The sequence below is a fragment of the Vibrio sp. A1-1 genome (assembly GCF_021728175.1).
Lineage (GTDB): Bacteria > Pseudomonadota > Gammaproteobacteria > Enterobacterales > Vibrionaceae > Vibrio > Vibrio diabolicus.
This window is the reverse complement of sequence record NZ_JAKKCL010000005.1, coordinates 135,318-149,937: the sequence shown is the minus strand read 5'-3', so window position 1 is coordinate 149,937 and position 14,620 is coordinate 135,318. Positions and strand designations below refer to the sequence as shown.

Genomic DNA, 14,620 nt, shown 5'->3' with positions numbered 1-14,620 from the left:
GCTTTTGCTTTTTAAACGCTTTGCGAGTAATTACGCGTCAACGCCACGAGATTTTAGGAACTCAGAGTACGTGCCTTTGAAGTCCGTGATCTTGCCATCGCGGATTTCGATAATACGCGTTGCTAGCGAGTCTACGAATACACGGTCGTGAGAGACGAAGAACAACGTGCCTTTGTATTGCTCAAGCGCGGTGTTCAAAGATTCAATCGATTCCATGTCCATGTGGTTGGTTGGTTCGTCCATTAGCAGCATGTTTGGCTTGTGCATCATCAGCTTACCAAGCAACATACGACCTTGCTCACCACCAGACAGTACTTTTACTGACTTCTTAATGTCGTCTTGACCAAACAGCATACGACCAAGGAAACCACGAACGACTTGCTCGTCATCACCTTCTTGACGCCATTGACCCATCCAATCCGTTAGGTTCATGTCTTCTGCAAAGTCATGCGCGTGGTCTTGCGCGTAGTAACCGATATTTGAGTTTTCAGACCATTTGTACTCACCTGCACGCGGTTCAAGCACACCAGCAAGCGTGTTTAGAAGTGTTGTTTTACCCACACCGTTCTCACCGATGATCGCAACGCGCTCACCCACTTCAAAAATTGCATTGAAGTCTGAGAACAAGTCCTCTTCGAAACCTTGGCTTAGGTTTTCAACAATCAGAGCGTTACGGAACAGCTCTTTCGACTGTTCGAAACGAATGAATGGGTTTTGACGGCTAGACGCTTTAACTTCATCCAGTTTGATCTTGTCGATTTGCTTCGCACGAGATGTCGCTTGTTTTGCTTTCGATGCGTTTGCTGAGAAACGTGCAACGAACGTTTGTAGCTCTGCAATTTGTGCTTTCTTCTTGGCATTGTCGTTTAATAGACGTTCACGAGCTTGAGAAGCTGCTGTCATGTACTCATCGTAGTTACCTGGGTAAATGCGCAGTTCACCGTAATCCAAGTCAGCCATGTGCGTACATACTGAGTTTAGGAAGTGGCGGTCGTGCGAGATGATGATCATGGTGCAGTTACGCGCGTTTAGCGTGTCTTCCAACCAACGGATCGTATCCATGTCCAAGTTGTTGGTAGGTTCGTCAAGCAGCATAACGTCTGGGTCTGCGAATAGAACTTGCGCTAGAAGCACACGAAGTTTCCAGCCCGGCGCCACTTCACTCATTAGGCCGAAGTGCTGCTCCATTGGAATACCCACCGCAAGAAGAAGCTCGCCCGCTTTGGCTTCTGCCATGTAGCCGTCCATTTCCGCAAACTGAACTTCTAGGTCAGCCACTTTCATGCCGTCTTCTTCACTCATTTCAGCAAGTGAGTAGATACGGTCACGCTCTTTCTTCACTTCCCATAGCTCTTTATGACCCATGATAACGGTATCGATTACCGTAAATTCTTCGTAAGCGAACTGGTCCTGGTTTAGTTTTGCAACGCGCTCGTTTGGATCGTAACTCACGTTACCGCTGGTTTGCTCAAGCTCGCCGCTGAGGATCTTCATAAAGGTTGATTTACCACAACCGTTAGCTCCAATTAAGCCGTAGCGATTACCTTCGCCGAACTTAACTGAAATGTTTTCGAATAGCGGCTTAGCGCCGAATTGTTGAGTAATATTCGCTGTGGAGATCAAAACCTTTACCTTAGCAATTGGGGTGTATTTAGAAAAACCGGGCAACGGTACTTGTTCACGCTACATACTGCAAGTGTTGTTTTTATTAATTCATCGCTAGTGAAACCATCGCAGTGCTTCTTCAAAGCAAAAAGCTCAAGCACAAATGCGTCATTGAATACAAAAAAGAGCCAGCATCATCACTGGCTCTTTTTTCATTAATACTTCCAAAAAGTGACTAAGCGATATTCGTCACCTCAAGGATCAGTTCGGCTTTTTTAGGTATATAAATACTGAATTTACTGCCCTTTCCCCATTCCGACTCGGCTTTTAGCTCACCACCCGTTTGGCTAAGAATACTTTGGGATACCGACAGTCCCAATCCAGTACCCTCTCGCTTCGTCGTATAAAATGGTGAGAAGATTCGATTCAAGTTTTCTGGCTTAATACCGCAACCCTCGTCAATAACATGAATCGCGGCTCCTTTCACTTCTCCCTCTTCAATCCAGTCTTCACTGACTACTGTTAAAGTGCCTTTGCCGTTCATTGCGTGAATGGCGTTCATTTGCAGGTTAACTAAGATTTGTAGCAAATGATGGCGGTTTATCTCAACTGACGTATGTGCTTGTAGATCAGTCACAAACTCGACGTCGCGTTTCTTGGTGCCCGTTTTAACCAAGGTGATGCTTTCATCAATGATAGGATTGACATGTTGCCAAGTGATTTCATCTTGAACACCGCCCTGGCGACTGTATTGCAATAAACTGCGCGTGATATTGCGAATACGATCGATTTGCGCGTGAATAGCATCAATCTCTTCTTGTACTCGACTTGCATCGTCACCCAACTCAAAGTGGATCAACTCCACGTTGCCAAGGATCACGGCGGTTGGGTTATTAATTTCGTGAGCAATCCCCGCGGTGAGTTCTCCCAGTGCTGCCAGTTTTTCATGAACAACGAGTTTGTCGCGAGTTTGGTTGAGCAGTTGAATATGCAGCTCTAAATCTTGGGTTTTTTCTCTAAGGCTTGCTGTGCGCTCTTGAACTTTGCATTCAAGTTGTGCTGCGGAGTTCTTCAGTTCAATTTTGCGCTCTTCTAGCGCGTCTAACATATCATCAAACTGTCTGGCTAACTGCGCAAGTTCATGATCTGCATCTAAGCCCAATGGACCAATCCGTTTTTCTTTTCCTTGTTGGACCTGCTTAACTACTTTATGAATGCGTTCGATCGGCCGAAACAGATCATAAGAACCGCGATATACCATCACGCCGGAAACCAGCAATAACATAATGGTAATCAAGCTAATTTCGGCAATGTTGGTCATGTAGGCTTTTACGAATGGCCACATTAGGTAACCGGTATAAAGCATACCAATGACGTTGTCGTATTGGTCTTTGATCGGTTGATACGCCGTAATATACCAAGCGTCATACACATAGGCTCGGTCAACCCACTGCTCACCTTTTGAAAGTACTTGGTTATACACTTCTGCGCTCACGCGAGTGCCTATGGCGCGCCCTAACCTATGCTCGCTGTCTAGAGGAACGTTGGTGCTCACACGCAAATCATCAAGAAATACGGTCAATGTGCCAACGGGACGAAGGCGATCATTATCGCTGAGATAGATTAAGTCGCGAATTTGATCTACCAATACAGTGCTGTTATTGAGAAGCAAACCACCATCAAGAAAGCCGATCAAATCATTCGTTTGGCTATGCACAGGAATCACGGTTCGACTGACTAGCCCACGTGCTTCCATGCCCCCATCGGCAAGAATAGGCACTTCCGCTCGTTTAGCGAGTTCAGGATCGAGGCGTTCGAGTTCTTCTTTATTGAGTACATCAAAAAACGATTCTCGCTTAGTGAGATCCATAAAGCGGAATTTGTTTTCCATCGAGTTGACGCGTTGGAAAGAGAGAAAATCTAAAGCATATCGTTTCTTCTGCTCAGTGACCCACTTTTGCAGCTCATCTTGCGGTATCCCTTGATTGATGCGAATACGAAAATCGTATGAGTCAGCAAACGCACGTACGTAATTCGATTGCTTTTGCTGTAACAACGTTACGCTGTTATTCGCAACACCAAGACGCTCAGAAACATCAAGCAGTGCATTTTGCCACGTATAATGGATGGACCAATAAATGGTAATCCCGATCAGGGCTATCAAAGTCAGAAAGATAGGTGCGGAGGTTAAAAATAATAAGCGATAACGCACCATGGTTTTAAAACGGTGCGTCCATTTCGACAATCCTTTGTGCTGCGGGCCGTTAGTCGGCATATTCCTCATCCTCAGAATCCCATTCTTTATACTTACGTTCTAAGGTCTTACGCGCAACGCCTAAGTCACGAGCAGCGGCTGACTTGTTGCCTTCGTGCAAATTAACGACCTGTTTTATATGCGCTTTTTCGACTTCTTTCAGAGTCCAGTTGTTTGGATACCCCTCACCGGTGAACTCTCTACCTTCTTTAAATGTCGGTAGTTCAGCAGAGTGAGAAACAGTAATCGACACATTAGGCAATGAGTGTCCACCATTTAGCTCCCGCCAATAATGCGCAGGCGGTTTGCCAAGCAAAATGCATCTCTCAATCAAGTTTTTCAGCTCACGAATGTTTCCCGGCCAATCGTACTCACTCATGGCTTCCATGTCCTCGTGCGCCCATTTTGGCGCAGGCATACCGAGCTCGCGCGTCAGCATATTGCTGAAAAATGGCACGAGCTCAAACAAATCGGTTTTGCGCTCACGCAGAGGACACACTTCAATTTTCAGAACGTTTAAACGGTAATACAGGTCACTGCGGAAGTTGCCTTGATTGACCTCTTCTTGAAGGTTTCGGTTGGTTGCTGCAACAATACGGACATCAATGCTGATTTCTTTTTCTGAACCAACAGGACGGATAGTACGCTGCTCCAAAACGCGTAACAGCGACGCTTGCATTGCAAGTGGCATTTCCCCGATTTCATCGAGGAACAAGGTGCCGCCATTTGCTACGCGGAACAAACCTTCACGAGATTTTTTCGCACCGGTAAACGCGCCCGATGTATGACCAAATAACTCACTTTCAAGTAGCTCTGGCGCAATGGCGCCACAGTTGATTGGCACAAATGGGCCCGTTCGCCCACTCGCTTGGTGAATACCTCGCGCAACCAGCTCTTTACCCGTACCCGACTCACCTTCGACCAACACAGAAGCACGCGACGGTGCAAACTGGTTAATAAGCTGCTTAAGCTGACGCGTTTTCTCTGAACCACCGATGATCTCGGAGGTATTGTGACGTTGGTAATCGCGCTTCATGGCGTACTGCATGCGCTCGTTTAGACGTCGGTCCATGCAGCGACTGACCGCTTTTAGCATTTGTTCTAGGTTGAAGGGCTTTAGGATAAAGTCAGAAGCACCAAGTTGAAGTGCGCGAATAGCAATCTCTAAATCCGCATAGCCCGTCATGAAGATCACATCGGCACGTTTGTCGTCATCTTCAAACGCTTCTTCCCACTCAATCCCAGAGCGCCCCGGCAGATTAATATCCAGTAAAATCAGATCATAATGTCGAGAATTACGCAGTTGCTCTGCTTCTTCGATGCTGCCAGCAGTGTCGACATGTGAGAAAAGCTTCCCCAATGCCTTTTTCAAAATGGCTTGCATGCCCAATTCATCATCAACGACCAGTACGGAAAAGGCGTTATATTGTTGGTTTGTACTAATATGGGATTGAGTAGACATATTTACCCCAGATGGCTTCGGATGGGACAGAGTGTACCAAGTTTAAACAGAGATACCCTACAAAAAGTGCGACATTTTGTACCAACGCAAACTTTTGTGCAAATAACCCCATGATTTAGTGCATAAATCGAGCACTTTTCGCTTGTAAAAGGTTGGCATCTTGTTTGCTATAAGGTGGCTACAGGGCGTATTCAAGTGATCTCAGGATGTTGGTGTTTGTTATTCCAACACCCTAAGACAACTTGCACTTTGAACTAATCGCTCTCGCCCAAGAGGCCTCTCCCAATACATCGGGTGAAAAGCCAAAGAATCATTGGAAAGGAACATATAAAAATGAAAAAAATTGCGCTAACTCTGGCTGCGACGTCAATCACGCTTGTAAGTTACTCTGCGTTTTCCGCTCAAGATGGCGAGCACGTTCGCCTAGCAACCACTACCAGTACTTACCATTCAGGGTTACTTGATTACCTGCTTCCACAATTTGAAAAAGACACGGGCTACAAAGTCGATGTTATCGCTGCGGGTACTGGCAAGGCCTTAAAAATGGGCGAAAACGGTGACGTAGATTTGGTGATGACACACGCACCAAAAGCCGAAGGCACATTCGTTGAGAAAGGCTACGGCGTTCTACCTCGTAAACTGATGTATAACGACTTTGTTATTGTTGGCCCGAAAGCTGACCCAGCAAAAATCAAAAATGACGAAGGCGTGTTAGATGTATTCAAAGAGATCGCAAACAAAAACGCAACGTTCATCTCTCGCGGCGATGATTCTGGTACGCACAAAAAAGAAATGGGCTTCTGGGCTCAAACTAAAATCGAACCAAACTTTGGCGGTTACCGCAGCGTAGGTCAAGGTATGGGCCCAACTCTGAACATGGCGTCTGAAATGCAAGGCTACACCATGACAGACCGCGGCACATGGTTGGCTTATCAAAACAAATTGGATCTAGAAATTCTGTTCCAAGGCGATGAAAAACTGTTTAACCCGTACCAAGTTATTCTTGTTAATCCTGAGCGTTACCCAACAATCAACTACCAAGGCGCGAAAGCATTCAGTGATTGGTTGGTGAACCCTCGCGGACAGGAACTTATCAATGGTTTCCGCCTAAACGGTAAACAACTGTTTGTTGCGAATGCTGAGAGCAAATAACGCAATATGAATCTTGCTGATACAACACTGGAAGCGCTTCGCTTACTGGTGAATTTTGATGCAGACCTATGGGAGATCGTTGCGGTCTCCTTTAGTGTTTCTATCACGGCAATATCTTTAGTGGTATTGCCGGCTATTTTGATGTCCTTTGTACTGGCGTATACCGACTTTCGCGGTAAATGGTTTTTGTTGTCGATCGTGAATACGCTGCAAGCGGTCCCTACCGTCGTGATTGGCCTGTTGCTGTACATGTTGCTGTCGCGCGCTGGCCCTTGGGGAGACTGGCAAATGCTGTTCACTCAGAAGGCGATGATTTTCGGCCAAATGGTGATCTGTTTCCCTGTTTTGGTATCGATGATGCATGGTGCATTGCAATCTAGCGACCGTCGCGCTGTGGAAACTGCCATCACGCTAGGCGTCTCCATTCCGCGCGTGGCCGCTACGATGATTTGGGAAACCCGCTTTCCTCTACTCGCAGCTATCATTGCAGGGTTCTCACGTATCGTAACCGAGGTGGGCTGCTCAATGATGGTAGGCGGAAACATTATGGGCGTGACGCGCAATATTCCCACTGCTATCGCAATGGAAAGCAGCAAAGGTGCTTTTGCGCAAGGAGTTGCATTAGGAATTGTATTACTATCTTTAGCGTTGGCACTAAACTTCTTCTTATCAAGCATGAGAGGCAAAGGCTACCTCAGAACATAGAACATGAAGCAAACAAACGACTCACCATTAACCCCATGTAGAGGCGCATTATGACTATAAAAATCACCGCCGAGCAGTTATCCATGCGCTTTAAAGAGCGTGTGCTTTTCCACATCCCTGAGTTAGCCATCGGCCCAAATGATGCCATTTATCTCAAGGGGGACAATGGTGTGGGCAAAACTACCCTACTCAAAATCCTTGCCGGCTTGCTCAAACCTTCTACTGGCGATGTTGTTGCGCCAAAAGATACGTTGCTGAAAAGACTGACGCGTCGCAATGGTCGTGTCGATGTGATTTATCTCCATCAATCTCCTTACCTTTTTGACGGCACTGTATATGAGAACGTAGTTTATGGATTGAAATATCAACAAGACACACCAAAAGATAAGCGAGCTCAAGTTATTCACGCGCTGCGCATGGTAGGTTTAGAAACCTTAGCGGACGAACATATTTCCGTGTTGTCCGGCGGTGAAAAACAGCGCGTTGCCATGGCAAGGGCTTGGATCTTAAAACCGTCGATTTTATTGATGGATGAGCCAAGTGCGTCTTTAGACCAAGAATCCATTGAACGATTGGTGGTGATGGCGAAAGATCTTTTGGATCGTGGTTCCAGTATTGTGGTGACAAGCCATCAAACCAACGCACTGACCGACTTATGTAAAAAACAGTGGTGGATTAAAGACAAGACTTTGATAGAGTCTCCCCTGTTGTATGTCATACCAAAAGAAACATCCCAAGAGAATGCATATGCTTCAACCAACACAAACTAGTTGGGTCATTTTGGCTGGTGGCCAAGCCAGCCGTATGGGTGGAAAAGATAAAGGTCTGATTGAATTAAATCAGAAGCCACTCATCGAACACGTTATTGAGCGTTTATCTCCACAAACACCACGCATTTTAATTAATGCCAATCGAAACCAAGATGCGTACAGCAAATTTGGTTTCGTATTTAGTGATCAATTCAAAGATTTCCCTGGACCTATGGGCGGTATTCACGCGGGTTTGATGCATGCTGAAACTGACTGGGTCGGATTTGTACCTTGCGATAGCCCTCAAATTAACACCGACCTTGTCGAGCGTTTCTGCCAGGCAGTCAAAGAAGACAGTGATATTTTAGTCGCGCATGATGGTGACCATCAGCAACCTGTTTTCACGCTCTACCACAAACGCGTACTGCCAAAACTCACCGCATTTTTAGAACGTGGCGACCGCAAAATCATTCTGCTCTACAAAGAGTGCAACACCAGTTACGTTGACTTTAGCGACTCACCAAACTGTTTCGTCAACTTGAACACTCCGGAAGAACTGGCGCAATTTGGACAATTAGAATCATGAAACACACGCTAAACATTCCTATTCTTGGTTTTGCAGCTTATTCAGGCACAGGCAAAACCACGCTACTTGAAGCCCTATTGCCAAAGCTGACTGAAGCAGGTTTACGCATTGGCATGCTAAAACATGCTCATCACAACTTCGATGTCGATAAGCCAGGTAAAGACAGCTACCGTTTACGCAAAGCTGGCGCATCTCAAATGCTGATTGCTTCTCGCAACCGTTTTGCGTTAATGACAGAAACGCCAGAAGCCGAAGCAGAGTTTGAATACCTATTAACACGTTTTGATGAAGACAAGCTCGATGTAGTTTTGGTCGAAGGCTGTAAAAACATCGCGTTTCCTAAAATTGAATTGCACCGTGAAGAAGTGGGTAAACCTTGGCTTTACCCTCACGATGAAAACATCATTGTTATCGCTTCCGACAGTGCGGAGTTAGATTCTGAGCTCCCTCAAATGAACATCAATGATTTGGATGCCATCGCTCAATTTGTTCTTCAATACGTTCAAGATGCAAAAGCACCAAAATCTAAAGAGAAAGACGCCGCATGTTGCGACACACTTTCTCCGGCTTTCCTTTCTGTGGTTCAAGGCCAAGAAAAAATCCTTTCTTTGGTGAACACGGTTTCGGAAATAGAAGCATGCAAGATTGAAAACGCCTATGGCCGCGTTCTCGCGGAACATATCATTTCACCAGTAAACGTGCCGCAGTACACCAACTCCGCGATGGACGGCTATGCCATCCGCAGTGATGATATTGAGCGCGATAGCTACCAAGTGGTTGCTGAAGTGATGGCGGGCCATGCTTACGATCAACCTCTGGAAGTCGGCCAAGCGGTGAAGATTATGACCGGCGCACCAACACCACTAAACGGCGACACAGTGGTCATGCGTGAGCAAGCCTCTCAAGAAGGTGACAAGGTCACCTTTAACGGTGCGAATATCAAAGCAGGCCAAAACGTTCGTCAAGCAGGTGAAGATCTCGCTATCGGCAGTGACGTCTTTACCGCAGGCACTCGCCTAGCCTCTCCAGAAATGGGCATGATCGCTTCGCTTGGTTTTGGTGAAGCGAATGTGTTCCGCAAATTGAAAGTTGCCGTGTTCTCCACCGGTGACGAAGTACAAGCGCCGGGAACAGAGCAAAAAGCGAATTCTATCTACGATTCCAACCGTTTTACCATCATGGGCATGCTTGAAAAGCTCGGCTGCGAGATCTTGGATTTCGGTATTCTGGAAGACAACGAACAGTTAATGATTGAAGCGTTGGAAAACGCATCGGCGCAAGCGGACGTGGTTATGACTTCTGGTGGCGTATCCGTTGGTGATGCGGATTACATCAAACTTGCCTTGGATAAACTTGGTCAAATCGATTTTTGGCGAATCAACATGCGTCCGGGACGTCCACTAGCGTTTGGTCAAATCAACAACAAGCCGTTCTTTGGTCTGCCGGGCAACCCTGTTGCCGTGATGGTCTCTTTCATTAACTTTGTCGAGCCTGCACTGCGTAAGATGCAAGGCGAACAAGGCTGGAAGCCTCTGAAAGTGAATGCCATCGCGACTGAGAATCTTCGCTCTCGACAAGGTCGTACCGAGTTTAGTCGAGGAATCTATGAACTGGATAACACTGGCCGTTTAACCGTTCGTACAACAGGCAAGCAAGGCTCTGGTATTTTGCGCTCAATGAGTGAGGCAAACTGTTTGATCGAAATCTCCCCAGCTATTGATACAGTAAAAGCGGGAGAAAGCGTGACAATTATCCCACTTCAAGGCAGAATCTAGCCCAAACTAGAAATTCAAAGGTCAGCGAGTCTGGCCTTTTTATTTAATACAGAAACCTTTTCAGAGAGACAGCTATGGCTCGCACCATTCTTTACACTTACAAAGACCAAGACAAAGAACTGACGTTCTCATACCAGCAGCACCGCAACATTCAAGAAGCGGTTGCAGAAGCAGAAGGTATCGATATCACTGAGTTCCTAAAGATGGAGCAACAAATCGAAGCAGTGTCTGACACTAAAGCGGTACGAAACTACCGCGATAACTACTTCAGAAAATTAGGCTTTAGCAAAATCACCCTAGCTCAAAAAGAAAACCTGGGCGTAGGCAAAAAGAACAAATAAGCTTAGCTGCAAACAGAAAACTCGCGATTCGTCGCGAGTTTTCTGTTTGCATGTTGCCGATTCTTGATTTAGACCCACTAGTTCTTTAAATCGCCGCCTCGTCTACAAACCAAGTTATTTTCGCTGACCCAAGCATATCGAAATTACTTGGGTATATAAGTAAAACGCCCCGTTTTTACCTTGATGGTCTAAACGGGGCGTAGATTTCTTCTTACTTTATATCGAGTAACGTTTCAGTCACTACTTGATGTTTAGGAACGCAGCACCGCGTACACCGCCTGAATCACCGTGTTTTGCTTTGATGATCTTAGGACACTTAGCCACAGACAATAAGTGTTTAGGAATACGTTTTGGCATCTCTTCGTAAATCAATTCGAAGTTGGAAAGACCACCACCCAGCACAACAACATGTGGGTCAGTCGCTGTAAAGATGTTTGCAAAACAGATAGCCAGCAACTCCATAAAACGCTCAACGTGCTCAACAGCTTTCGCCTCACCTTCTGCGTGCGCTTTAATGATGTCGATCGCTTTCTTCTCTTCACCGTAGTAATGGGCATAAAGAAGTTCGAAGCCTCGACCAGAAAGGTAACTGTCTAAACAACCTTTCTTGTCACAACCACAGCCCAACAGAGGTGCGTTTTCGCCTAAGTGGAACCAAGCATCGATAGGTAAACGAGTATGGCCCACCTCACCTGCTACATGGTTACGGCCAGAGAAAACTTTACCATCGTAGATAAAACCGCCTCCAAAACCAGTACCTAGGATCAAACCAAGAACAGAAGGCTCATCTTGAAGCTCTTCATCCCATGCTTCTGATAGCGCAAAACAGTTCGCATCGTTTTCAATCTTTACGCTGCGACCGATTTTCGCTTCAAGATCCGCGCGCAGTGGTTTGCCTTTCGCCGCAGGAACGTTAACTGTTAATACCGTTGCATCGTCTGCGTCTTCCATGCCTGGTAGGCCAAGACCAATGGTGCCTTCGCAACCAAACTTTGCATCGTATTTGTTAACCAATTCCGCAATGGTATCAACCAGCAGCTCGTAGTTGTCTGTTGGTGTAGGTACACGTTCCGTCGCTACACGCTCAAGCTTCTCGTTAAATGCACCAAATTCAATTTTAGTGCCACCGACATCAAAGCCGTAATACATGTATTTCTCTCCTAAAAAATGCTTAAACGACTCCAAAAATGGCTGGAGTCAAAAGTATAAACTAGTGGCATTATCCATATCTGTACGCCTGCAAACCGTGACCGAATGCAGATTTATACCCTCACCGCAGCCAGTTGAACAACATGCCATCAACAAAAGTTCATTCCTTAGAGTCAGCTCTCGGTTTTCACCCACTCTTTGAAACGTTTTAAATGCGGTCGGTTGGGATCGTTTTTGACTCGGGTCTTGGTCAACATGTAGGTTTCTCTAAAGGCTTCAAACCACAACTGCAGGCATTCCGATGCTTTATTCTCACCGGCTTGTTTCAAAACTAACGTCGCGACTTCGGCGGTTGAAAGATGCTGCTCATTCTCAGAACGGCGCATGATGTATTCAGACAGAGATTCTGGCTCAATAGAAAGCACAGGCAAAGATTTAAGAAAGTCAGAACGACGGAATATCTTTCGTGCCTCACGCCAGCTACCATCAATAAAGATCAGCAACCATTTTTTGTTCTGAGCCTCTTCGTTTATTAATCGCGCAGGCTCCAGATCTTCAATTAAACGAGATGGGTCATCCACATAGTCTGCAGGAAATACAATCACTGGTTGGTAGTTGTCATCCTGTAGTAGCTCCAGCATCTCCTCAGACGGTTCTGTTCGATTCCATTGATACACGTAAGTCTCTTGAATCGTATCAGCAATTAAGCGACCGGTATTACTTGGTTTAAATACTTCGTTTTCAGAAACAATCAACATACATGCAATATTAGCCTTGATGTTTGGCTGAAGATCGCACAAACAGTGTTGCTCAGAAACCTGGCAATATTGGCAACGAACCACTTTACATCCACGCGCGTTGAAAGGCTTGGTTGAGATAGATTGTCGGTACTGATATAAACGGTGGAAAGCGTGAATTCTCATGGTAAGTAATGCCAAGTAAAAAGTAGAGCGCGATTCTACTGATATTATGGTTTCGCCTCAAGATAAGCCCTTCAACGCACCTTACTGTTTGTTGAAATAATTTCACCCTTATCTCGGTCATAGATAAAGTAATAAATAAGGAAATGACAGTGACAGAAACGACGTTTCAAGATCCCTCGTGGATAAGATTAGGCTTTTTTCTCGGCGTATTATTACTTTGTGCCCTTTGGGAAAACAAACTGCCGAGAAAAACACTTACCGCTTCACGCGGGTTTCGCTGGGTCAATAACTTATCACTGGTTGCTGTGAATAGCTTGATTGTTGCGTTAGTCATGCCTATCGCCGCCTTTCAAGCTGCAATTATCGCTCAGGAGCAACAATGGGGACTATTTAATTTGCTCTCCCTGCCCGCTTGGTTAAACGTGCTTCTAGCGGTTATTCTGCTTGATTTCGTCATTTACGTTCAGCATGTGGTCTTTCACTATGTAAAGCCACTGTGGAAGCTTCATCGAATGCACCATGCCGATCTCGACATTGATGTCACTACTGGCGCACGTTTTCATCCCATCGAAATCATCATCTCGATGGGTGTCAAAATTGCCACTGTATTTATCTTAGGCGTTTCTCCTATCGCTATCGTGGTATTCGAAATAGTGCTCAATGCCAGTGCGATGTTTAATCACAGTAATGCAAAACTGGCTTTATCAGCGGATCAGAAACTGCGAAACGTCATAGTGACGCCAGACATGCATCGCGTTCATCATTCCGTGATAGCAAAAGAAACCAACTCGAATTTCGGTTTCTTCCTTTCTGTTTGGGACCGACTTTTTGGGACATATCGAGCTCAGCCTGAACTTGGCCATGATGATGTCGTAATTGGTATACCGGAAATTAGGAATGAAGCAGAACAACGATTAGACAAGCTGTTAACGCAACCTTTTCGCTATAACCGAAGAAGACGCAACAGTTGAAGAAAAGTTTTTGTGGATGAAGTGCGTAAACAAAGCGAATAGACTAAACCTAAACACCAACCAGTTAAACACCACTTCATCCTTGCGATGCTAGCTAGTGGATTCACTCTCCGTTAGTTGACGTTTTTTGTTTAACTGAGTAATACCAACAAATAAACCAACCACACCAAGCACCGTGCACGCCAAAGCATTAGTATTCATTGCTTGTTGTGCTTCTATTGAGCTGTATAGAAAAGCCAGACTGAAGAAAGTGGTACCAAAGCTTAAACCTGTCAGTACGCTGAAACCAGCGAAACTGGCCAAGTCTTTAAAATCGTTCATAACGAATCCCTGTTTACTATCCTTAATTGAGTGATGAAAAGTGAAAGTTAACGAAATATCTGGCGTGATTGTCGATGTTTACGCGCGTTCCATAACCAGATAGATACGCCGAATGAAAAACCTAAAAAGAGTGTTTTCATTTGAAGTGCGGCATTGTTGTCCAATATTTCTAATGTATAGTGAGCGTGCGAGCTAAAAATAACATTGGTCGTCAGAATCAATAGCATAAGTACTAATCCGGAACGACGGTGCTTCACCAACAGATACACCGCTAGTAAGTCTAACAGCCCCAATGAGCTCCAATAAATATTCAACCAGCCTGGCGCAAAAGCATAAGGCAAAAAACCGTTAGCAATGTTGTCATAAAGATGAACCACACCGCCAACTGTCATAAAAAGGCATAAGAGAAACACGACGAATTTATCCATTATCGTTTCCTTATCTGAATGAATGCGCAAAGCATATAGAAGTCAGTTAAACATTTGTAATCTCATAGCCATTTTTGAGATCGACAGTGCCTTTAAACAGTACGCGAGGCGTGTGAAAGAAATTTATTCGCTCCTGATAGAAGCATAGTGTTAGCTTTGGCATTTCGCTCAAATCCGCTAGTTTTCCCAAGTGATAAGG

Annotated in this window: 14 protein-coding genes; 7 read left to right on the top strand and 7 right to left on the bottom strand. The window is 45.4% G+C overall.

Annotated features, from left to right (window positions below):
• Positions 1–30 precede the first annotated feature (30 nt).
• From L3V30_RS10210 to L3V30_RS10200, 3 genes are all read right to left on the bottom strand, one after another.
• Positions 31–1,623: an ABC-F family ATPase gene (locus L3V30_RS10210; RefSeq protein WP_012841837.1), complete on the bottom strand. Its 1,593-nt coding sequence runs from the start codon at positions 1,621–1,623 to the stop codon at positions 31–33.
• A 217-nt stretch (positions 1,624–1,840) separates the two neighbouring features.
• Positions 1,841–3,880, bottom strand: a complete 2,040-nt coding sequence (locus tag L3V30_RS10205) for a cache domain-containing protein (RefSeq protein WP_237308859.1) — start codon at positions 3,878–3,880, stop codon at positions 1,841–1,843.
• Positions 3,870–5,321 carry a sigma-54 dependent transcriptional regulator gene (locus L3V30_RS10200; RefSeq protein ID WP_005396186.1) on the bottom strand — a complete coding sequence of 484 codons (1,452 nt, stop codon included), beginning with the start codon at positions 5,319–5,321 and terminating at the stop codon, positions 3,870–3,872. Before L3V30_RS10200 ends, L3V30_RS10205 begins: the two co-directional genes overlap by 11 nt.
• 333 nt (positions 5,322–5,654) lie before the next feature.
• On the opposite strand from L3V30_RS10200, the gene L3V30_RS10195 reads away from it, so the two are divergent.
• From L3V30_RS10195 to L3V30_RS10170, 6 genes are all read left to right on the top strand, one after another.
• Complete coding sequence (locus L3V30_RS10195) at positions 5,655–6,473, top strand: substrate-binding domain-containing protein (protein ID WP_005396187.1); 819 nt, start codon at positions 5,655–5,657, stop codon at positions 6,471–6,473.
• A 6-nt stretch (positions 6,474–6,479) separates the two neighbouring features.
• On the top strand, positions 6,480–7,178 hold the full coding sequence (locus tag L3V30_RS10190; RefSeq protein ID WP_005396188.1) for an ABC transporter permease: 699 nt from the start codon (positions 6,480–6,482) through the stop codon (positions 7,176–7,178).
• Positions 7,179–7,228: 50 nt separating this feature from the next.
• Positions 7,229–7,948, top strand: coding sequence for an energy-coupling factor ABC transporter ATP-binding protein (locus L3V30_RS10185; protein WP_237308858.1), 720 nt, complete (start codon positions 7,229–7,231; stop codon positions 7,946–7,948).
• The gene (gene mobA, locus L3V30_RS10180; RefSeq protein ID WP_005453897.1) at positions 7,926–8,513 is read left to right on the top strand and encodes a molybdenum cofactor guanylyltransferase MobA; all 588 of its coding nucleotides are present in this window, start codon (positions 7,926–7,928) and stop codon (positions 8,511–8,513) included. The genes L3V30_RS10185 and mobA overlap by 23 nt, the downstream gene beginning before the upstream one ends.
• Positions 8,510–10,288, top strand: a complete 1,779-nt coding sequence (locus tag L3V30_RS10175) for a bifunctional molybdopterin-guanine dinucleotide biosynthesis adaptor protein MobB/molybdopterin molybdotransferase MoeA (RefSeq protein WP_237308857.1) — start codon at positions 8,510–8,512, stop codon at positions 10,286–10,288. Before mobA ends, L3V30_RS10175 begins: the two co-directional genes overlap by 4 nt.
• 74 nt (positions 10,289–10,362) lie before the next feature.
• On the top strand, positions 10,363–10,629 hold the full coding sequence (locus L3V30_RS10170) for a DUF2960 domain-containing protein (protein WP_005377584.1): 267 nt from the start codon (positions 10,363–10,365) through the stop codon (positions 10,627–10,629).
• Between the two features lie 240 nt (positions 10,630–10,869).
• On the opposite strand, the gene nagK is transcribed toward L3V30_RS10170, so the two are convergent.
• Together nagK and L3V30_RS10160 are read right to left on the bottom strand one after the other, a co-directional pair.
• On the bottom strand, positions 10,870–11,778 hold the full coding sequence (nagK, locus tag L3V30_RS10165; protein ID WP_150918685.1) for an N-acetylglucosamine kinase: 909 nt from the start codon (positions 11,776–11,778) through the stop codon (positions 10,870–10,872).
• A 173-nt stretch (positions 11,779–11,951) separates the two neighbouring features.
• Positions 11,952–12,701, bottom strand: coding sequence for a tRNA-uridine aminocarboxypropyltransferase (locus L3V30_RS10160; protein ID WP_054867106.1), 750 nt, complete (start codon positions 12,699–12,701; stop codon positions 11,952–11,954).
• A gap of 149 nt (positions 12,702–12,850) precedes the next feature.
• Here L3V30_RS10160 and L3V30_RS10155 point away from each other — a divergent pair, with 149 nt between their 5' ends.
• The gene (locus tag L3V30_RS10155; protein WP_012841839.1) at positions 12,851–13,672 is read left to right on the top strand and encodes a sterol desaturase family protein; all 822 of its coding nucleotides are present in this window, start codon (positions 12,851–12,853) and stop codon (positions 13,670–13,672) included.
• A 90-nt stretch (positions 13,673–13,762) separates the two neighbouring features.
• On the opposite strand, the gene L3V30_RS10150 is transcribed toward L3V30_RS10155, so the two are convergent.
• Positions 13,763–13,993: a hypothetical protein gene (locus L3V30_RS10150; protein WP_114322346.1), complete on the bottom strand. Its 231-nt coding sequence runs from the start codon at positions 13,991–13,993 to the stop codon at positions 13,763–13,765.
• Positions 13,994–14,040: 47 nt separating this feature from the next.
• Positions 14,041–14,421: a hypothetical protein gene (locus L3V30_RS10145; protein ID WP_012841841.1), complete on the bottom strand. Its 381-nt coding sequence runs from the start codon at positions 14,419–14,421 to the stop codon at positions 14,041–14,043.
• Between the last annotated feature and the right edge of the window lie 199 nt (positions 14,422–14,620).